The organism is Hoylesella buccalis ATCC 35310 (assembly GCF_025151385.1).
GTDB lineage: Bacteria > Bacteroidota > Bacteroidia > Bacteroidales > Bacteroidaceae > Prevotella > Prevotella buccalis.
On the sequence record NZ_CP102287.1, the window covers coordinates 1633276 to 1655090 of the forward strand.

The following is a 21815-nucleotide window of genomic DNA, read 5'->3' on the forward strand; positions in this document are numbered from 1 at the left end:
TTTGAGCTATCTTCAGGTTATGTGTGCACCAAGTTGCGCCCCGCGTCTATCCGGAGGAAGATGAATAACAGGAGGGTGAAGCCCCAAAGCGACGAACCACCATAACTGAAAAACGGCAACGGAATGCCGATGACAGGCGTAAGTCCTAACACCATGCCCACGTTGATGAAGACATGGAACAGAAAGATGCTGGCCACACAATAGCCATAGATGCGCCCAAAAGCAAACGGTTGGCGTTCGGCCAGCTTGATGAGTCTCAAGATTAATGCCAAGAAAAGCACCAACACGCCGGCAGAACCAATGAATCCTTCTTCCTCTCCCACCGTACAGAAGATGAAATCGGTATCTTGTTCGGGCACAAACTTCAGCTTGGTTTGGGTTCCATTGAGGAATCCTTTCCCCCTTAGTCCGCCTGCACCAATGGCAATCTCACTCTGATGGACGTTATAACCCGCACCGGCCACATCTTCTTCCAACCCCAACAGCACGGTGATACGCACGCGTTGGTGCGGTTTCATCACGTTATTGAGCACGTAGTCGGCCGAATAGAAGAACACGATTGAACCAACAGCAAACAAGGCGATGTAGAGATAACTCCTCATTTGGCTGGCCAGCCAACAATAAACCAAATAACCAATCAGCACGATGGACACGATGAGCTGCACCCAAACCACGTCAAAGGGAAGCACAAACTGCGCAAAAAGCAGCGAGAGCGCGGTGACACCCAAGCACACCAACAAGATAAAACGGGCTTGCCGCTTATCCTTACAGTAGAGATACACCATCGAAGCCGAGAACAACTGAACCAACAACAGCACCATGAACTTGCCCGCAGAAACGGGTAACGACCACAATGCGGTATCTTCATACTTGATACCTAACACGAAATAAATCACCATTGCCACGCCTGTAAACAACACACTGCCTGGCATTCCCTCGCGATAGAACATCAGGAAGAACGATAAATAAACCAAGGCAGAACCTGTTTCTTTCTGCGCAATGATGAAGAGCATGGGCAACAGGACGATACCAATGGAGATAGCGAAGTCTTTCCATTGATGAATGTCAAAGCCATAGCGCCCCATGAACTTTGACACGGCCAACGCTGTTGCGAACTTTGCAAACTCTGCGGGCTGCAATCTAATCGGTCCCAGCACCAACCATGAGCGCGAACCTTTGATGTCATGCGGATTGAAGATGGTGGCAAAGAGCAGTACGAGGAATGCGACATAGATGATGTACGAGAACATATCGTAGAATCTATCATCGAGTAAAACCAGCACCATGCCTAAGAAGACGGAGGTGGCAATCCACACAATCTGCATACCCGACCTCGTACTGAGGCTGAAAATATCGGTGTCGCCATAGGTATAGCTGGCTCCACACACACTGAGCCACCCAAAGATGAGCAGCGCTATGTAGATGAGAATGGTCCACCAGTCAAGTGAACGAAACACTCCAGAGGGTTTATCGGTTACTCGAGCCATATCCTATTCGACGATTTTGCATTGTTTTTGCTTTCGCTTCCGATGCCGGAGAAAGCGATCCTTTAATATATTGTTCCATCATAAGAGAACCGATTGGCACACCATAATCAGCACCAAATCCGCCATTCTCCACGTAAACGGCGATGGCAATCTTAGGGTTGTTCATCGGAGCGAAACCCATGAAGACCGAATGGTCGTGTCCACGATTCTGCGCCGTACCTGTCTTTCCACACACGGCATAATCAGCTCGGTTGGCTGCACGGCAGGTTCCGCGCTCAACAGCCGAACGCATTCCCGCCACAACATATTCGTATGCCCGCTTGTTGGCCTTGGTGTAATGGCGGCGAGTGAAGATGGTATCGAGCGGTTCGCCTTGCACTTTGCGCACCACATGCGGCACATGATAGTAGCCTCGGTTAGCAATGGTTGCGCCAAGATTGGCAATTTGCAAGGGAGTGAGGTTCACTTCTCCCTGTCCAATGGAGATACTAATGATGGTCAAGCCATTCCATGAGCCATGATAGGCTTTGTCATAGAAAGCCGAATTGGGTATCAATCCGCGCTTTTCACTTGGCAAATCAATGCCAAGTTTATAGCCAAAGCCCATGCTCACCATGTAGTCGCGCCAAGTGTCCATGGCGGTTTGCACGTTCTTGTATTTGCGTCGGTTGCCTATCATATAGTACAATCCCCAACAGAAATAAGCGTTGCACGACGTACTGATGGCTGGTACCAGCGCTAGGGGTGAGGCATGACCGTGACAACCCACATGAAGTCCGCGGTAATAGAATCCGCGATGGCAGGCAAACGACGTGGAAGGAGAGATGATTCCCTCCGAGAGATAGGTCAAAGCCTGCGTTGTTTTGAAGGTTGACCCCGGTGGATACTGTCCCATGATGCTGCGGTTCAGCAGCGGTTTCCATTGGTTTCGCTGCAACGCATGATGAACTTTTCCCCTTTTCTTCCCCACCATCCAACGCGGATCGTAGGTGGGTGACGACACCATACACAGCACTTCGCCCGTGGAAGGCTCAATGGCAACGATGCTTCCTATCTTGCCTTGCAGCAATCTTTCACCCAACGCTTGCAGATTAAGGTCGAGAGATAGAGTGAGATTCTTGCCTGGAATGGGCTTGGTATCAAGCTCACCATTTTGATAACTCCCTTGAACTTTGCCATGTACGTCACGCAACAGGATTTGAACACCCTTCTGTCCACGCAGCTGTTTCTCGTAAGAACGCTCCACACCCAGCTTTCCTATATAGTCGCCAGCCTGGTAATAGTCGTCACCTTCGATGTCACTTGGCGATACCTCGGCCACATCTCCCAACACATGTGCTGCGTAAGGATATTGATATTGTCGAATGCTTCGCTTCTGAACATAGAAGCCTGGAAAGCGATACATCTTCTCTTGAAACACACTGAACTCTTTGTCGCTCAACTGACTCATGAAGAGTTGTTGCGTAAAACGCGAATAACCGGGGTTTTTGTTTCTATCCTTAATCTCGGCCATGCGCGCTTTAAAAAAGTCTTTGGTAATGCCCAAGGCTTCACAAAACTCGAGGGTATCAATCCTGTTTTTCTGCTCATTCATCACCACCATGATGTCGTAAGCAGGCTGGTTGTACACCATGAGTTTGCCATGGCGATCGGTAATGATGCCACGAGAAGGATAATCTATCTTTTTGAGGAAGGCGTTACTGTCGGCATTCTTCTTATAATCATCGCTTAACAACTGCAAGGTAAACAGACGAATGATATAGATGACCACAATCACGATGGCCACCCCGGCTATGACATATCTACGTTTTTCAAGATTATAATCCTTCATTCATCCGCAACAAAAGCCTCATCAACCCACTAACTCTTCCGCATGTTTTCTAAAGTGAGCAGCAATATTAACGTTAGTATGGTGCTGCCGACCACGCATTTGAGCCATTGCATCCAATTGAAGAAACTGAAAGCCTCGAGTGTGAAAAAGACAATGCAGTACAAAAACACCAGCAACAACGCATAATTCAAGAACGATGCCACGCCCAACGACCGCATGGACGGCTGCAAATCATCAGCACTTTCGCGCGGCAAGAACAACATCAGCACGTAAGGTTGCAGCAAACCGATGAACGTCATGCTGGCTGCTGCCAATCCAGGGGTGTTTGAAAAGATGTCAACACATAAGCCCCCTAAGAATCCGCAACACAAGATGGCCCACTTAGGGAAGTTGCGTCGGAAGAGCAACATGACGTAAACATACAGCAAAGGGGTAGCGAAACCAAAGAGATGGATATGGTTGAACACCAACACTTGCAGCAACAAGAGCAGGACAAAGAATGATATTCCTTTCAACATGTCTATACTCATATCCAATAACTTTAATTGTCTTTCACTTCCATCGAATCACGTGCAGCCCTCATCACCTCAATTCGTTCTTTCATCAGCGTGTTGTCAATGACAGAAACATCGCGCAATGTGGCGAAATCGGTGGCGAGCTGAACACACAACCGATACGAAACGCCATCAGGAGAGTTGTAAACATGCAAAATCTTTCCCACCAAAATGCCGGGCGGGAACACAGATGAGTAACCACTGGTTACGATGTTTTCGTGCAATTTGAAGCGTGCGTGCCGTGGAATGTCATCCAAGAAGGCCTGATCGGTGGAGCCTCCTTGCCAATTGAGAAAACCAAAATAGTCGCGATTCTCAATCTTACAACTCACATTCGACTTAGTGTTGAGCAGCGGAATCACGACGGCATAGTGCGACGAAACCAAATAAACAATCCCCACAACACCTGTCCCGCTGACCACACCCATGTCTTTTCGCACACCGTCAACCGACCCCTTATCAATAGTAATGAGGTTGTTGGCATCCTTCAAAGAGTTGCTCACCACCTTGGCAGGAATCTGCTTAAACTGGGACAACTGCTGGGTGACATCGGCTTTGACGTATGATGAATCCTTCGTCACGGCCGTCAGCTTCTCTGAAAGCTCCACAACTTTTTGCTCTAAAGCCAGATTTCGTTGAGTCAAATGCTGGTTGACCGTGGCCAATGAGAAGAATTTTTCCAGTTGCGAACTCCACTCATAAACCTTTCCCGTCACGACATTCGCGGACGAGAACCATACGCTGTTCTGGTAACTGTTGTACCTGAACAGCAAGGTAAAACTGATAGCTTCAAGCAATATAAAAACAAACCAATGGTGGTGTTTTGCAAGAAACTCAATGAGATTCCGCATGCATACAATTGATTTTCAGTGTCACAAACCCTTAACCGTTATCTCATCAAGAACGAGAAGCGGTCTACATTCTTCAAAGCGATGCCTGCTCCCTTTGCCACACTGTGCAATGGATCTTCTGCAATGTGGAAAGGAATGTTGATTTTGTCAGTCAATCGCCTGTCAAGTCCGCGCAGCAAGGCACCGCCACCACTGAGATAGATGCCATTTTTCACGATGTCAGCGTACAACTCAGGCGGTGTTGCCTCCAAAGCAGACAGCACGGCATTCTCTATTTTGGCGATGGTTTTATCCAAACAGTGCGCTATTTCTTGATAGCAAACAGGTACCTCCATCGGCAACGCCGTGATTCTGTTAGGTCCATGAACAACATAATCTTCAGGAGCCTCTTCGCCCAAATCGGTCAGCGCAGAGCCAACGTGAATCTTGATACGTTCTGCCATTCGCTCGCTCACCTTGACATTGTGCTGCCTGCTCATGTATTCCTGGATGTCGGCCGTTAAGTCATCACCGGCCGTACGAATGGAGTTGTTCGACACGATGCCGCCCAACGAAATCACGGCAATCTCGGTACTACCGCCACCAATGTCCACAATCATGTTGCCTTCCGGTGCCTCAACGTCGATGCCGATGCCAATAGCGGCCGCCATCGGTTCAAAAATCAGGTACACATCACGACCGTCGGCATGTTCTGCCGAGTCGCGTACGGCGCGAAGCTCCACCTCGGTGCTGCCCGAAGGAACCCCGATGACCATGCGAAGTGACGTTGAGAACAAGCGTCTACCAGGCCTCACCATCTTGATTAAGCCACGCATCATCTGCTCGCAGGCCGTAAAGTCGGCGATTACTCCGTCGCGCAGCGGACGAATGGTGCGAATGTTGTCGTGCGTCTTCTCGTACATCAACTTCGCTTTCTCACCCACGGCAATCATCTTGTCGGTGCGACGATCCAGTGCAACAACCGACGGTTCGTCAACCACAATCTTGTCATCACTGATGATGATGGTGTTGGCGGTACCCAAGTCCATTGCTATTTCTTGGATAAAAGAAAAAAATCCCATATCTGTTTATGTTTTATTTTTAGGCCTAAATGCCGACAAGGAGCCAACTCCTGCCAGCCTATATCATCTTTATTTTGCAAACCATTGGTGGATTGCCGTGTCATAGTGGCTGCTCACCCCAAAGGCACGTTCGGCAAACTGCTTTCTCTCTTCGAGCGTGGTTTGTGCGCCATTCTTGTCAAGGATGTCCTGCAACATGCCATATTCGTTCTTACTGGGCACGATAACCACATCGTTGAAGTTTTTAGCACCAGCGCGAATCAGGGAGATACCGCCGATGTCAATCTTCTCAATGATTTCTTGTTCTGAAGCACCACTGGCCACTGTCTCCTCGAAAGGATAAAGGTCAACCACCACCAAGTCGATTGCCGGGATGTCATATTGCTGCATCTGCGCCTTGTCGCCCTCGTTTTCACGACGAGCAAGAATGCCGCCGAACACCTTGGGGTGCAACGTCTTGACACGTCCGCCCAAGATAGATGGATAAGAAGTCACGCTTTCCACCGTTTGACATTCGTAGCCCAACGACTCGATAAACCGTTGTGTGCCACCTGTTGAAAGGAATTTTACGCCCTCAGAATGCAGCTTTGCCAACAGTGCCTCCAATCCATCTTTGTGAAAGACGGAAACCAACGCTGTTTTAATTTGTTTTACTCCAGCCATATTTTTATGTGTATTTGGCCACAAAGTTACGAAAAACACTTGAATGAACCGCATCAATGATTGTAAAAAACGTTATTTTACATAGAATACGCACGGTACTTTCAATGAAAAAGGTTTTTTGATGTGAAATTGAAATTCGCGATCAGGAAAAAGGCCATGCGAATGGATGGTGCGTCCCTACGCTACACGTCATTTTCGCCGCAATTCATCCGTGCGTTGCTCAAGTTTTTGGGGTGGATTTTCAAACTCAATGACTTTGGTGCGCAAACCCATTGCATTTGGATGCCAAACCCAATGACTTTGGGTGTCAAACCCAATGACTTTGACGGGCAATCTACATATTTCTGGAGAACCGTCCTAAACACTTGGATAACAAGTGAATACATGTTCCGATTCCAGGGACGTGCCATGAAGGAAATTCTGCATGACTGTTTTCCACCACAAGTCAGCTTATCATCAAAACACATTGCCTCATCTTGCTTCACTTGGCAGTATTGATGGCCCTGAAAAATCGGCCACCAGCCAGGAAAACAAGATGAGGCAACGCTCAAATTGAAAATCTAATCAATAGTCAGACGAAGACCTATCAAAGTCCACGAGCCTTCAACAAGGCCTTGGCATCCGGTGCCTTCAAGCCTGTAAAGTCGCAGAACATTTGCATCAGGTCGCCCGTGTTGCCTCGGCTGAGTACCTTGTCACGGAAAGCCTGACCAACCTCTGGCTTCAATGCGCCATGCGCTTTGAAGTAGTCGGCCACGTTAACAGCCAGCACCTCCGACCACAGATAGCTGTAATAGCCAGCCGCATAGCCGCCACCCCACACATGGTTGAAGTACGAGGTAGAATAGCGTGGAGGAATCTGAACGTTGTACAGTCCAATTCCTTGGAGTGCCTTTGTCTCAAACTCGCCAGCCTTGTCGGCCGCAGGGATTTGCGATGAAGTCATGTTGTGCCAAGCCAAATCCAGACAGGTGGCTGCCAGGTTCTCGCCCAGGGCGTAGGCTGAATGGAATTGAAGTGAGTTGAGCATCTTCTGTTTCAATTCTTCCGGCATGGGCTTTTGGGTCTTATAATGCTTGGCGAAGTTAGCGAACACTTCGGGAATGACGGCAAACGACTCGTTAAACTGTGAGGGCATCTCTACGAAGTCGCGTGTCACGGCCGTTCCACTCAACGTGTTGTACTTACAATTCGAGAGCATTCCGTGCAGCGCATGGCCGAACTCGTGGAACATGGTGGTTGCCTCATCCCAAGTAAGCAACGTGGGTTGTCCTTCCGGAGCCTTGGCAAAGTTGCACACATTATATATAATAGGCAGCTGGTTGCGCAGCTTACTTTGCTTGGCAAACGAGCTCATCCATGCGCCACCCCGCTTGGTTGGTCGGCGGAAATAGTCTACATAGAACAATGCCAGCTGCTTGCCATCCTTGTCCATCACGTCAAACACCTTCATGTCCTTGTGGTAGGTGGGCAGGTCGGTACGCTCTTTGAAAGAAAGGCCGTAAGCCTTGTTGGCAGCAAAGAATACGCCATTAACCAGCACAGAATCAAGGTTGAAATAGGGTTTCACCTCATCTTCCGAGAAGTTGAACTGCTCTTTCTTCATCTTAGCCGAATAATAGAACCGGTCGTAAGGCTGCAATTTGAAATCAGTTCCCATGGTTTTCTGCGCATACGCCTCGATGGCGCGCGTTTCCTCATCGGCCTTTGGCGTGTAAGCACCAATCAACTGCTTGAGGAAAGCATTCAAATTGTCCATATTTTTCGCCATTGTATTGTCCAGCGAGTAGGCCGCATAATTCTTGAATCCCATCAGTTCGGCCTTCTCAGCACGCAGCTTTGCCATCTCAACGATGATGGGGAAGGTGTTGAATTTTCCTGTTCCGTCGACACGATGGATGGAAGCATTGAACACACGCTCGCGCAATGCACGGTTTTCAAGGCTTGCCAAGATGGGCTGTTGCGTGGTGTTGGTAATCACGATGCAGTAAGGCGCCTTGCCATCGCGGCTCTCAGCGTCTTTCTTGCACTGTGCGATATCCGCCTCACTCAGTCCGGCCAGGTCTTCAACCCTGTCCACCCAAATGGCCGCTTCGTTGGTAGCTTTTGGCAACATGTTACCAAAATCCTGCTGCAATTTGGCTATCTTGTTGTTGATTTCCTCCATGCGCTTTTTCTTATCTGCCGGCAACAAAGCCCCAGAACGCACGAAGTTCTTATACACTTCTTCCAACAACTTTTTGTCTTCGCCTTGCAACTTATCGTATTCGTGATCGTAAACATATTTGATTCGGTCAAAGAAAGGTTGGTTGAACGATATCTCGTTGTCGAAATCGGTGAGCAAAGGCACAGCCTCGTTCTCTACTTCTTCCAGCTCAGGGGTCTTGTCTGCACTGGTAAGTCCGAAGAAGATGCTGGTTACTCGGTCGAGCAATACGCCACTCTTTTCGTAAGCCAGAATGGTGTTCTCGAATGTCGCCGAGTCTTTGTTGTCCACAATGGCCTTGATGGCCTCACGCTGTTCTTCGATTCCAGCTTTCATCGCTGGCAAAAAATGTTCGGTTTTGATTTTACTAAAATCAGGCGCGCCAAAAGGTAGCGTGCTCTCTTTCATCAAAGGGTTGTTGTCCAAATCGGCTCCTTTCTTGTCTGTGCAGCCCGTTAGTGTGGTTGCACACAGGGCTGCGCAAAGCATTGTAATTCCTAAAAAAGATTTTCTAAAATAATGATACATAGTTTTTATGATTTTGGTTACATTCTTTCTAAACTGATGGTGTGGGCAAATAGGTTGACATTGAGCAACCTATTTTTCCACTTCACCGCATGCTATGCCATCAAAAGCCCCTGCTGACTGGTGAGAAAAACCAGCGAAGAGCTTCGCCAGGTTTAGGCTTCAAACTGGATGACATGACAACAAAAATAAGCATATTTTTTGAGATAACTATAAGATTGACACTTTTTTCAAAACTATTAAGAACTTTGTGTTTCTGTTTTTTATCTACAAAACCCTACACGTCCGAGGCAATATCCGCCGAAAAATAGCGTTAATGATACATCATGAAGAAGGTTTTTCACATCCTGCTGTTGGCTCTATGCGCGATGGTTGCCTATGCACAGCCCGACCGGACGGTGCAAAATCGGCCGTATACCGACCTGCGCCCGTTCCATTTCGGCGTGCTGCTGGGCACTCATTTTCAGGACATTGAGTTCAACAACGTTGGCACACAGCACATCACTCACGAGGATGGCTCGACGAGCGAAGCACTCATTACGACCGATCAAGACCGGTGGGACGCAGGTTTGACGGTGGGCGTGCTGGGCGAATTCAGACTGAGTACTAACTTTCAGTTCCGCATCGCCCCTGCCATGTACTTCGGTAATCGCCACCTGACGTTCCACAATTTCAACAAACAGGATGCGAATGGGCAGCCCATCGAAGAACGCCAAGATATCAAGACGGCGTACATTTCTACCGCACTCGACTTGATTTTTGCCGCACCTCGCTTCAACAACCATCGTCCTTACCTCATGGCTGGCGTCAATCCCATGGTGAACTTGAGTGGCAACAGTGACCAATACATCGCCTTGAAGCGATATGAAACATTCGCAGAGGTTGGGGTGGGATGCGATTTCTACTTACCTTATTTCAAACTGAGACCCGAATTGAAGTTTTTGTTTGGCCTGACCAACAGCCACGATGCGAAGCATGCGGACGGCTTGAAGGACAAAAACATGATTCCGTATGCCAAGTCCGTGAATCGATCTCGATCCAAAATGATTGTGCTCACCTTCTATTTTGAATAAAAAAAGCGGCTTACAACCCTTCCTGCACATCATAAGTGCCATGGATTGCAAGCCGCTATTTGATATCAAGGCGCTGCTTCGGCGCCTTTTTCCTTATTTTTTCTTGGCGAAAGAGAGTTTGAGTTTTCCTACAAATACAGCGTGTTTGCCGTTCTGATCGACGGGAATCTCTTTTCCATCCAGGTTCTTTGCGTACATCAAGGTCTTGAAATAAGAGTGCGAATGACCGCCCAAAACCAAGTCAATATACCGCGACCCAGCAATCATGGCTTTATCTCCTTCGCGGCTATCCAGCCATCCCAAGTGTGAAATACAAATCACCAGGTCGCATTTTTTGTCGCGCTTGAGCATCAGAGCCGTGTCGTGAGCCGTCTTCACAGGGTCCAAATACCGCACACCCTTGCATTTCTGGGCATCAACCAGTCCATCCAAAGCCGGCGAAAGACCGAACACACCTATCTTAATACCTTTGCGCTTGATGATTAAGTAAGGCTTGACCAAACCCTCACAAGGCGTTCCCGTGAAATCGTAGTTGGTGCAGACAATGGGAAACCGCAGGTTTCGGAGGATGAAAGCGAGGTTCTCCATGCCGAAATCAAACTCGTGGTTGCCAATCGTCCCCGCATCATAGCCCATCCTGTTCATCAGCTTCAACTCCACTTCACCTTTGTAAAGGGTGTAATAAGGTGAACCTTGACTAAAGTCACCGCTATCGAACAGCAACAAATCGGGGTCTTTCTTCCGCTCTTGCTTCAACATCTCGATGCGGCGAATGAATCCACCTCGGCCCGCCAACATCGTGTCGGCCAAATTGGGATTCAAGGGATAAATGCAACTATGCGTGTCGTTGGTGTGCAGAATGGTCAAGGTCTTGTCTTGCGCCGCCATGGGCATCACGGCCATCATGAGCAACGTCATGGTTACAAACAGGTATCTCTTCATTTGTTTTTTCTCCTTCATTTTGATGGTCAAATCTATTCTATGACAATTCTTCCTTCTATCTTCGCATCTACTTCCTCATGCTTTGCCGCCAGTTGTTTGAAGTAGTCGATGATGATGAAGCGCACGTTGTTCTCGTGAACCTGTGGCGACACCACATCCGTCTTGTGCTTGAAAGCCACGAGTTTGTCATTGCCTTGTGCGAGATAGTCCAAGGTTGCGATGCGGTATTTAGCGTTTGGATTCACTTTTTGTCCATCAATCAAGGCCGATTTAAGTCGTCCATCCTTGGTAATCACCAACCGAACCTCGCGGCTCACGCCTTCACCACCCACGCTAGCCATCTGCTCAAAGAGCTGTTGAACCTGCGCTCCGGTGAGCGTAAGCAGGCAAAGCTTGTTCTCAAAGGGCGCCACATCCACCACATCACCAATGGTTACGTCGCCCTTGACCAATGCCGCACGGATGCCACCCATATTGTAAACGGCAAAATCGGGTGCGTCGTTGGCTTTCTTTGCGCCCCACACCAGGATGTCGGACAACAAGTTTGACAGCGTGCTTTCAGGTCGTTTCACACTCATGTCACGAGCCACACGTCCCACAACTGGTCCCATGAGACTGTCAACATCTTCTTTATAAGGTCGCATCAGCATCTCAACAACCTTGTCATGCGTGGCATCATAGCGCTGGTCTACCACGATACGCGTGCGCTGAACACTCGTGAGTTGGTACTGATGTACGCACGACGCACACACCATGCACATGCCGATGCACGCTCCTACTATTCGTTTTTGCATCATACAAAATATTGTTTTTATTGTACAAAGATAGTTAAACCATTCGCATCTATCCTTTCCACCTGTAATCTTATAATAAAATTTAACACCCATTCATCACAACAGGTAACTATTCAGCAATATTGTTCATGATTAATTCTGTCTCAGCACTAACTTGACTATCAAGCAGAACACGGCTATTTCATTTAAGAATGAATTGAAAACATTGCTTCCCTTACCCGACTCATGTACGAATCGAGGAAATTATCTTGTCTGTATCTCAATAAGTTATGCCAATGTCAAGATTTGAACCTATTATACTACACGAGTATCAATAGCTAAATACCATACGATTGTGGCTGTATTTTTAGAAGAGAACTGTTAGCACTGTGTTACCTATGTGCTATAAAATAATGGTATTTAGCAAAAAAAAAGAACCAAGACTTTTTAAATGAAAGAGCCGTGCCATGGCCTCAAAGAAAAACAACAGCCCATGATGGTGGCGTTCTTTTGTTTTTTTATTACCTTTGCACCATCCGTGCAGCATGATGTAGGGTGGTACTGTTTACTTCTCCATATCCTATCTTCCATAGGAATCCCAATGCGAGCCTTTTCATCAACCCACAAATGTATATATGACAATGTGTACCCTCATCATTGACAATTACGATTCGTTTACCTACAATCTCTTTCACCTTTTACGGGCAGCAGCACCTGAAAACGAGCGGTTTGAGGTGCGGAAGAACGATGCAATCTCACTTTCCTCCCTACTGCAATACCGCCATATCGTGGCCTCCCCCGGCCCCGGGCTGCCTTCAGAGGCGGGCTTTCTGCCTAAAATATTCCCTGTCATAGAGGGCAAGGTGCCCTATCTTGGCGTGTGTCTGGGCCACCAAGCCTTGGCGGAAGCTTACGGGGCAAAGCTGTACCAGCTGCCACACCCCGTGCACGGCGGCACCTCACAAGTGAGGGTTAACGACACATCACCGCTCTTCAAGCATCTTGGGCAGGAAACAACAGTGGCACGCTATCACTCATGGGCAGTGGAAAAGGAGAGCCTGCCTCGTTGCCTTGAGGTCGTCTCTGAAACCAGTGACGGCATGGTCATGGCTTTGCAACACCGGAACGCCCCGCTGTTTGGTGTCCAGTTCCACCCCGAATCGTTCATGACACCTTGCGGATTACAAATGCTCCAAAACTTCTATAACGTATGAAAATGACCTCGCCCCACACTGTTGCCAGACAGATGAACCGCTGCGCGGCAGCCCATACACCTTTTCTCTTTGCCTTCGACTTTGAGCTTGAAAACGCCATATTCATGGAAAACCCGCTTGAACAGCAAGACATTCTCTTCCGGACACCCTTAGGAGGCAACAGCACCGTGAAGCGAAAAGACATAGACACACGCCTCACCGCTCACCCCATGAGCCTTGAGGCCTATCAACAACGCTTCGATACCATAAGCCATGGCTTGCACAGAGGCGACTCGTTCCTTGCCAATCTCACCATGCAAACACCCATTGCCTGCAACGCCTCGATGCTTGACATCTTCGAAACGTCGCGGGCCCCGTACTGCCTCCTTGTACCGGAGCACTTCGTTTGCTTCTCGCCAGAAATCTTTGTGCGTATCGAGGGCAACACCATCTCCACCTACCCGATGAAGGGAACAATAGATGCCGCGTTGCCAAATGCCAGGGAGACCATACTCAATGACCCGAAAGAAACGGCAGAGCACGTTACGGTGGTAGACTTGCTTCGCAATGACTTAGGACTGAATGCCAACGAGGTAGAGGTTGCACGATTCAGATATATCGACCAGATAGATACACCCCAACGCTCCATCCTGCAGGTAAGCAGCGAGATAAAAGGAACACTCAACAATGGCTGGCAGGCGAAACTGGGCGACATCATCCTCTCAATGCTTCCCGCAGGCTCTGTCTCAGGTGCGCCAAAGACGGCCACCATCCACCTTATCCACAAAGCAGAGCAGGGGCAAAAGCGTGGCTTCTACACGGGCGTGTTTGGATATTACGATGGCGAGCGGCTCGACAGTGGCGTGCTCATTCGCTATATAGAGAAGGTACAGGGCAAATTCTACTTCCGCAGTGGTGGCGGAATCACCGTGAACAGCATCTGCCTGTCAGAGTATAACGAAACAATAGAGAAGATCTACCTCCCCGCGACATGATACAATTCCTTGAGACAATCCGCCTTGTGGACGGAGTCCTGCAACAGCTCGACTTGCACCAACAACGTGTTGACCGCACGCTAAAGGCACACTACGACACAAGAATAAATCTCTCCCGCATCAGGATACCGCATGCCTGCCACAAAGGTGTCTACAAATGTAGGGTGGTATACGATACGGAAATACGGGAAATAGACTTTCAGCCTTATATCCTCAGACCCCGCATGATAGTAAAGGTAGTCAATGGCGATGACATTGACTATCCATACAAGTATGCCGACCGTACACCCATCAACACATTGTGGCACGGCGCACAGGCAGACGATGTCATCATCCTCAAGAACGGGCTCCTCACCGACAGCGCGTATGCCAACATCATCCTACAAAACGACGACGGACTATTCACCCCTACCCGTCCGCTCCTCTGTGGGACGATGCGCCAACGTCTGCTCGACGAGCAGGCTATCCTCACCAGGGATATCGGTGCAACTCAACTCTCAGATTACCAATACATCCACTTCGTCAATGCCATGCAACCTTTGGGATGCCAGCCTCCAATGGCTGTAAAAGACCTGGTTTTGTGAAAAGGGGAAGGCAATGGCGCAACCATCCGCAAGAAGCCGTCATGCAGATGAAAATAATAAATTTCCGAAAGCTGTATGTGCCAACAACAGACATCTGTGCTACGCTGCGATAAAAATAGCAATAATGTTTGTGAGTATGGGATATTTGTCGTAACTTTGCACCGCTTTTCGGCATAACCGCTGGCAGTAGAAGAGTTGCTCGCCATGTTGTGTTGGAACGACAAACAATATTTAATGACCAAATACAATGGATTTAATTAAAGTTGCTGAAGAAGCATTTGCAACCGGCAATGAGTTTCCAGAGTTCAAAGCTGGAGATACTATTACTGTCGCTTACAAAATCGTCGAGGGAGCCAAGCAGCGTATTCAGCTCTACCGTGGTGTTGTCATCAAGATTTCAGGACATGGCACCAAGAAGCGTTTCACCGTTCGCAAGATGTCCGGAACAGTAGGCGTTGAGCGTATTTTCCCTATCGAGTCACCCAACATCGACTCTATTGAAGTGAACAAACGCGGTAAAGTACGTCGTGCTAAGCTGTACTATCTGCGTGGCCTTACAGGTAAGAGGGCTCGCATTCAGGAAAGAAGAACGGTTACAAACAAGTAACACGCAGTCTTTTCAGACTTCAGAACATATAAAAAGAGGTTTAATGAGCGAAATCATTAAACCTCTTTTTATATATCTACCACCTGATGCAAACGATGCAGTTCCCTGTCATCAACCTATCAATCTCAGCCATGACGAAGGCGCTTTGGAGGGTCTTCGCCCTCCAAGTCACCATTGTTTTCACCATGCAACGCCTGCTTAAAATCGTCCCAACTCTGGAATCCGGCAAACAAAGCCAGCACATCCAATGTAGCCTTGGACGGCTTTTCTTTCATGCTTACATGCTTCCACACGCCCTTGAGCGCACTCTCCGTCATGCTTAACCCACGATTGGAAAACAATTGGGCCAGCTTTTCAAAATCAGAAGATAATGTGATTTTCTTACCAATCGTACCCTCCACTTCTTGCAGAAGGAGTTTAAAATCGTCTAACATTCGCTGATGAACATCCCTATTTTGACATGTCTTGTCACCGATTGACCTGTTGAAACCTGTGCTTTTCAACCCATCAATTGTTAACACGACACAAAAGTACTGAAAAAATACGAATGCAATTGCATTCTAACCTTTATTTTTTTGCCGTCAAGTAAGATAATGGACAAAAGCGTAAAAAATAGGCCTATAGCCAGCATAACAAAATAATTATTCGTAACTTTGTAACAAAATAAAACACCATTCCATCATGAAAGAATTAGCATTGAAGTACGGATGCAATCCCAACCAAAAGCCTTCCCGCATTTATATGGAAGAAGGCGAGTTACCCATAACAGTCTTGAACGGCCGACCAGGCTACATCAATTTCCTCGATGCCCTGAATAGTTGGCAGCTGGTAAAAGAGTTAAAAGCAGCAACCGGCGTGCCATCGGCAGCCTCGTTCAAGCATGTATCGCCGGCAGGAGCCGCCATCGGACTTCCTTTGAACGACACTTTGAAGCGGATTTACTTTGTTGACGACGTCAAGATGGAACTTTCGCCGCTGGCATGTGCCTACGCCAGGGCACGCGGAGCCGACCGCATGTGCTCGTATGGCGACTTTGTAGCACTGAGCGACACCTGCGATGCTGCCACCGCCACATTGATTAAGCGGGAGGTGAGCGATGGCGTTATCGCACCCGGTTATACGCCTGAGGCGCTCGACATCTTAAAACAAAAGCGCAAAGGCACCTATAATGTCATCCAAATAGATGCCAATTACGTTCCCGCACCCATCGAACGGCGACAGATTTTCGGCATTACCTTCGAGCAGGGACGCAATGACATCAAGCTTGATGACGATTTACTCTTCATGCATATCCCCACCAAAAACAAGCATTTCAGCGATGAAGCCAAGCGAGATCTCATCATCGCCCTCATCATCCTCAAATACACCCAGAGCAACAGCGTATGCTATGTAAAGGACGGACAGGCCATCGGCATCGGTGCCGGACAGCAGAGCCGCATCCATTGCACACGCCTGGCGGGGCAAAAAGCCGACACATGGTGGCTTCGCCAATGCCCAAAGGTCATGGATTTGCCCTTCAAGAAAGATATTCGCCGTGCCGACCGTGACAACACCATTGACCAGTACATTGGTGACGAATGCGAAGATTTGCTGCAAGACGGCACTTGGCAACACTTCTTCACCACCAAACCTGCACCGCTCACCGCAGATGAAAAGAAGGCCTGGATAGCCCAAAACAAGCAAGTGGCCTTGGGTAGCGACGCCTTCTTCCCCTTCGGTGACAACATTGAGCGCGCGCACAAAAGCGGTGTAGCGTACATCGCTCAAGCCGGAGGCTCCATTCGCGACGACCATGTGATTGAGACATGCGATAAATATGGTATCGCCATGGCCATGACAGGCGTCCGACTGTTCCATCATTAACAGACATTACACCTACAGACATGAACGATTTTGATGACATTTTAGAGAATGGCTTGGTGTTTCGCAAACCGCCGAAAGAGCAAAAGGACGATGGAAAGGTAAAGACCAAAGCCAAAAAGAAGCAATACATCACTGGCGCACATGGCAGTGGGTCGGCCCGTCAAAAGGCCAAATACCGCCAACAGCGCGCCAATAGGAACAAGAAAAGATAGCTCAGAGGCAACGGAAGTTGACGGGAGTTAATGGGAGTTAGCAGGAGTTAATGGGAGTTAGCGGACATCAGCAAAGATGCTAACTGCCCATCAACTCGTGAACTTGTCTATTTGACAACAAAAGCACTTGTCAACTTGTACACCACGCATTAGCCGACAAGAGCACAGAAGCTAACAACTTGTCAACTCGTAAACTCGTCAACTTGTAAACTGAAGAACTCGTCAACTTGTGAACTAAAGAACTAACAACTTGTCAACTCGTCAACTTGTCAACTCGTCAACTAAATCCCTCCCTTACTGCGATTTTTCTTGACAACGCACCTCTCCATGCTTGGCGAATTTGCAAACAACCTCGCCGCTGGTCACAAATACGCCCAAAATAAGCGACTTTCGCATATCGCTAATAGCCAACACTTTACGCACATCACTTATCAGAGAAGCGGGAATTTCCTATCTTTCCAGGTTGAATATCATTGCTTTAAGAGGCCAATTTACATGCCTTTGACCTGCAATAAGATGCAGATTAACGGGCAAAAGGATGGTTTTAATGGAGAAAAAACAAGATTTTAAGTGTAAAACGCGAGTTTTCTCACCAAACAATCGCCTATTTGCATCCTGTTTGCCTATCATTTTTTTCTATTTTGTCAATTTGCAGATGCCGTTTTTGGGCCGGAAATTGGTAAAAAATCACAACGTAATGGGCACCGTTACCCTCGTTGCCGAAATGGGATAAAATGCGCCAACGAGAGTTAAGCAGTGACGGCCTTTCGACAGTTCTACCCCTCCCTCAACCGTCCAACGTAAAGATAAAACGTGCTTTACGTTGCAAAAAGGAAGATAAATTCACACTTATTGCAATATTTCTTACTACATTTGCACTTTATTTAAGAATACCAGATTGTTTTTAAGGTAATTCAAATGAAGTATAACAAAGACAAAGAAAGGATAATGTCTTTAAATTTTGATGATGTATGACAAATAATCAATCGGCAAAACAGTTACTTTTCACATGGGTTGTGAAAAGTATTGTCATCACTTGTTGCTTATTAGGACCAATGGCTGCGGTAAACTTTGATGTGTATGCGGCTTCAATGAAAAACAATTTTCAGACAGATTCGCTGCACACCACCGAAGCGAAATCAAACGATGGGCCACGCAAGCACCTTATCCAGGGCATTGTGTTGTCGGCTACCGACAAAGAACCATTGCCAGGAGTAACCATTTTTATCAAAGGAACCTCGCAGGGTACACAATCCGATTTGGAAGGACGTTTCAGGTTGGAGACCGACGTAGCCGCCCCAAAATTGCAGTTTACCTACGCCAGCATGAAGCCCCTATTGCTTCCATGGAAGGGCGAGAAGGAAATGAAAGTGTTGATGGAAGACGGGGTAGAGCTTATAGATGAAGTGGTGGTGACGGGCTATCAACGCATTAGAAAGAATGAGATGATTGGCTCTGCCAACACCGTAAAAAGCGAAGATTTGTTTTACGATGGGCACCAAAGCATTGAGCAGATGCTACAAGGCAAACTTGTGGGAACCAGTGTGTTAAACACCAGCGGATTGGTAGGAACGGCCCAGAAAGTACGCGTGCGTGGTACCTCCACCTTGTTGGGCAACCAAGAGCCTGTTTGGGTGGTGGATGGCATCATACAAGAAGATCCGTTGCCTTTCAAGCCGCGCGACTTAGATGCCTTAGGAAGCATCTCGCAAGACAATTTTGACATGATCAAGAATTTTGTGGGAAATTCTATTTCTTGGCTGAGTCCCAACGACATCATGACCATATCGGTGCTGAAAGATGCGGCGGCAACAGTGATGTACGGGGTGAAAGCAGCCAACGGCGTCATTATCATCACCACCAAACAAGGCAAAGCCGGCCGAATATCGGTCAATTATAGCGGCGGCATGACCGTTGCGCCGCGCATCTATTATAGTAAGATGAACTTGATGAACTCTTCTGAGCGTGTAGATGTGTCCGAAGAAATTTATAGAAGAGGATTGGTGAGCGAAGCCAACCGACCATTGGAGCGCATCGGTTACGAAGGATTGCTGGGGCAATATTTGCGCAAAGAGATATCGTACGCACAGTTTCAACAAGAAGTTGAGAAGGTTCGCATGAACAACACCGACTGGTTTAAGGAGTTATTTCGCCACTCAGTAAGTCACAATCACAGCGTTAGTCTAAGTGGTGGTACCGACCGTTTTAAGTATTATGCGTCCATCAATAGTTCGTTCACTAACGGTATCTCTGTTGGTAACGATGCCAGGAATTACAGTGCATCGGTGAGTGTCGATATCCGTTTGAGCGATAAAATCAACTTGGGCGTGCGTCTGAACGCTGCTTCTAACAAGACGAACGGCTTTTTCAGGGTAGATCCTTATCAATATGCGTCTACCATCAATCGTGCCATACCAGCCTATAACGAAGACGGAAGTTTGTTTTATTATGCGAAATCCCAAGACGCCAACCGACGTATGTACAACATTTTGCACGAGATGGATTGTACGGGCAACACCAATACAACAAATTCTGTGGCATTATCTGCCAATTTACGGTGGACCATCTTGCAGGGATTGCAGTTTGAAGGCTTGTTTGGCTATAATCTTTCCAACGTGGTGGGGTCATCGTTTGCCGACGAACAGAGTTTCTTTATTTCCAATCTTCGTGGTTACGAGTTTGGTTTGTATGAGCCTGGCGAACTGGAATATAAGAAATCTCGCTTGCCTCATGGTGGCGAACTCAATACCACCGAGAATCGTAATACCAATTATACCTTACGCGGCACACTGTCGTACAACAAGATTTTCGGTGACGTGCATCGCATGAGTTTGATGGCAGGAAGCGAGATTAGAAGTAATAAGTACGACGGCTACAACACCACGTTGTATGGTTACTTCCCCAACCGGGGCAAATCTATCATTTTTCCTCCACGTCAGGTTATCGATCCGTTGGATGCCTCACGCTGGATAGAGAACGATCTTTACCATCAATTCAATAACACTATCATCGACCGTAAGATAAATACGGTAGGTATGTTTGCCACGGGTATGTATAGTTTTGATGAGCGTTACATCTTTTCGGCAAGCATTCGTTCCGACGCATCCAACCGCTTCGGACAAGATGAGCGTAACCGTTTCTTGCCTGTGTGGTCGGCTGGAGCACGTTGGAACATCATCAACGAGCCATGGATAAAAGACATTCGTTGGATTAGCGACTTCAATTTCCGCGCTTCGTACGGGTGGCAAGGCAATGTAGCAAGCAACTATGGCCCCGATTTGATTGCAGAATTAGGACGTGGGCGCGACTTTATTGATCTTCGAACAGGCCGTTACATCCTGAAAATAAAATCGTTGCCTTATGATAATTTGCGTTGGGAAAAAACCAAGAGCATTAACCTGGGGGTAGACTTTGGCGTGTGGAAAAACCGAATTGCTTTCAGTGCCGAGTATTATTCCAAGCATACAACCGACCTTATCGTTTCGAAAGCCGTACCATACGAATATGGCGTGATGTTCATGCCTATCAATGGGGGCGACATGAATAACTATGGATTTGAGTTTACAGCTACCTTTACGCCCATCAGAACCAAGGACTGGGTATGGAACATCTCGGTTAACACGGCGAAAAACTTCAATGAAATCAAGTCGACCATGGCCGAAAATCAGAACTGGCGCGCTGCCTCAGGTGGTTCCATTCACAAAGAAGGTTATCCGGTTGGTGCTTTCTGGGCATGGGATTTCGCAGGCTTAGATGCGCAAGGTGGTTATCCGCTTTTCCGCATTCCTACCATCGAAGAGGGCGCTGATAAATTGGATGCGACCTCTTTCATGAAGTATGCAGGTACTACAGAACCCGATATTTCGGGCGGTTTGTCTACCGTATTGCGTTGGAAATCAATCACTCTGTCCTCTTCTTTTTCGATTGCGTTGGGCGGAAAACGCTTCTTAACCGATTTGTTCAGCGAAGATTATCTCAACAACAGCACGCCATCGGCCTACAGCAATCTGTCTAAAGAAATGGTGAACCGTTGGCAAAAACCTGGTGATGAGCAGCATACGCAGATACCTTCCATTCCTAATCATAACATTCCCATGGTATACTTGCCGAATGGGTCGAACGAATATGCGCATCGTTTGTACAACTATTCTACAGCAAGAGTAGTCAACGCATCGTTCATGCGCTGCAACAACATTTCGCTGTCGTACACGGTTCCTACGAAATTGATACAACGAATGTCGCTCAATAATCTGTCTATAAGCGGTTCTGTGAGCAATCCGTTCATCGTAGTGAGCAAAGATTACAAGGGCATCGACCCCGAAGTGGCGACTGGCGCACAGCCCATTATGCCAACTTATAGCGTGACTTTGAATATTGGAATTTAATAAATCAGAC

18 protein-coding genes are annotated in these 21815 nt (G+C 47.7%); 8 read left to right on the forward strand and 10 right to left on the reverse strand.

All coding sequences use genetic code 11. The annotated features are described in order from the left end of the window. Positions 1–17: 17 nt before the first annotated feature. The 7 genes from rodA to NQ518_RS06925 all read right to left on the reverse strand — a co-directional run bounded on the left by rodA (position 18) and on the right by NQ518_RS06925 (position 9181). Entirely contained in the window at positions 18–1487 is a 1470-nt protein-coding gene (gene rodA / locus NQ518_RS06895; protein ID WP_227205442.1) for a rod shape-determining protein RodA, read from the reverse strand. After that, on the reverse strand, positions 1468–3318 hold the full coding sequence (gene mrdA / locus NQ518_RS06900) for a penicillin-binding protein 2 (protein ID WP_227960315.1): 1851 nt from the start codon (positions 3316–3318) through the stop codon (positions 1468–1470). The genes rodA and mrdA overlap by 20 nt, the downstream gene beginning before the upstream one ends. A 29-nt stretch (positions 3319–3347) precedes the next feature. Continuing rightward, entirely contained in the window at positions 3348–3848 is a 501-nt protein-coding gene (mreD, locus tag NQ518_RS06905; RefSeq protein WP_227960313.1) for a rod shape-determining protein MreD, read from the reverse strand. A gap of 11 nt (positions 3849–3859) precedes the next feature. Next, positions 3860–4723 carry a rod shape-determining protein MreC gene (mreC, locus tag NQ518_RS06910; protein WP_004350754.1) on the reverse strand — a complete coding sequence of 288 codons (864 nt, stop codon included), beginning with the start codon at positions 4721–4723 and terminating at the stop codon, positions 3860–3862. A gap of 38 nt (positions 4724–4761) precedes the next feature. Then, positions 4762–5784, reverse strand: coding sequence for a rod shape-determining protein (locus NQ518_RS06915; RefSeq protein WP_004350755.1), 1023 nt, complete (start codon positions 5782–5784; stop codon positions 4762–4764). 69 nt (positions 5785–5853) lie between these two features. After that, complete coding sequence (locus NQ518_RS06920) at positions 5854–6447, reverse strand: IMP cyclohydrolase (protein WP_227960310.1); 594 nt, start codon at positions 6445–6447, stop codon at positions 5854–5856. Positions 6448–7033: 586 nt separating this feature from the next. After that, positions 7034–9181 (reverse strand): M3 family metallopeptidase, encoded by a 2148-nt coding sequence (locus NQ518_RS06925; RefSeq protein ID WP_227960307.1) that lies wholly within the window; start codon positions 9179–9181, stop codon positions 7034–7036. Positions 9182–9504: 323 nt separating this feature from the next. On the opposite strand from NQ518_RS06925, the gene porT reads away from it, so the two are divergent. After that, entirely contained in the window at positions 9505–10251 is a 747-nt protein-coding gene (gene porT / locus NQ518_RS06930; protein ID WP_227205430.1) for a type IX secretion/gliding motility protein PorT/SprT, read from the forward strand. 93 nt (positions 10252–10344) lie between these two features. Here the strand turns inward: porT and NQ518_RS06935 are convergent, their stop codons facing one another. Together NQ518_RS06935 and NQ518_RS06940 are read right to left on the reverse strand one after the other, a co-directional pair. Further along, on the reverse strand, positions 10345–11193 hold the full coding sequence (locus NQ518_RS06935) for a bifunctional metallophosphatase/5'-nucleotidase (RefSeq protein ID WP_227960305.1): 849 nt from the start codon (positions 11191–11193) through the stop codon (positions 10345–10347). Positions 11194–11225: 32 nt separating this feature from the next. After that, positions 11226–11990 carry a 5'-nucleotidase C-terminal domain-containing protein gene (locus NQ518_RS06940; protein ID WP_227960303.1) on the reverse strand — a complete coding sequence of 255 codons (765 nt, stop codon included), beginning with the start codon at positions 11988–11990 and terminating at the stop codon, positions 11226–11228. 611 nt (positions 11991–12601) lie between these two features. On the opposite strand from NQ518_RS06940, the gene NQ518_RS06945 reads away from it, so the two are divergent. The 4 genes from NQ518_RS06945 (at position 12602) to rplS (ending at position 15345) form a co-directional block, all read left to right on the forward strand. Then, entirely contained in the window at positions 12602–13180 is a 579-nt protein-coding gene (locus NQ518_RS06945; RefSeq protein ID WP_227205425.1) for an anthranilate synthase component II, read from the forward strand. Next, complete coding sequence (locus NQ518_RS06950; protein ID WP_374211143.1) at positions 13177–14154, forward strand: aminodeoxychorismate synthase component I; 978 nt, start codon at positions 13177–13179, stop codon at positions 14152–14154. The genes NQ518_RS06945 and NQ518_RS06950 overlap by 4 nt, the downstream gene beginning before the upstream one ends. Continuing rightward, positions 14151–14738 (forward strand): aminotransferase class IV, encoded by a 588-nt coding sequence (locus NQ518_RS06955; protein WP_227960302.1) that lies wholly within the window; start codon positions 14151–14153, stop codon positions 14736–14738. The genes NQ518_RS06950 and NQ518_RS06955 overlap by 4 nt, the downstream gene beginning before the upstream one ends. Before the next feature lie 247 nt (positions 14739–14985). Further along, the gene (gene rplS / locus NQ518_RS06960) at positions 14986–15345 is read left to right on the forward strand and encodes a 50S ribosomal protein L19 (protein ID WP_004350775.1); all 360 of its coding nucleotides are present in this window, start codon (positions 14986–14988) and stop codon (positions 15343–15345) included. 125 nt (positions 15346–15470) lie between these two features. Here rplS and NQ518_RS06965 read toward each other — a convergent pair whose 3' ends face one another. Beyond that, complete coding sequence (locus NQ518_RS06965; RefSeq protein ID WP_227960300.1) at positions 15471–15779, reverse strand: hypothetical protein; 309 nt, start codon at positions 15777–15779, stop codon at positions 15471–15473. Positions 15780–16026: 247 nt separating this feature from the next. Between NQ518_RS06965 and NQ518_RS06970 the strand changes: the two genes are divergently transcribed. The 3 genes from NQ518_RS06970 (at position 16027) to NQ518_RS06980 (ending at position 21805) form a co-directional block, all read left to right on the forward strand. Beyond that, on the forward strand, positions 16027–17208 hold the full coding sequence (locus tag NQ518_RS06970; protein WP_227960298.1) for a phosphoribosylaminoimidazolecarboxamide formyltransferase: 1182 nt from the start codon (positions 16027–16029) through the stop codon (positions 17206–17208). Between the two features lie 20 nt (positions 17209–17228). Beyond that, positions 17229–17420 carry a hypothetical protein gene (locus tag NQ518_RS06975; protein ID WP_036871354.1) on the forward strand — a complete coding sequence of 64 codons (192 nt, stop codon included), beginning with the start codon at positions 17229–17231 and terminating at the stop codon, positions 17418–17420. A 971-nt stretch (positions 17421–18391) separates the two neighbouring features. Continuing rightward, complete coding sequence (locus NQ518_RS06980) at positions 18392–21805, forward strand: SusC/RagA family TonB-linked outer membrane protein (protein WP_227960296.1); 3414 nt, start codon at positions 18392–18394, stop codon at positions 21803–21805. The last annotated feature ends 10 nt before the right edge of the window (positions 21806–21815 follow it).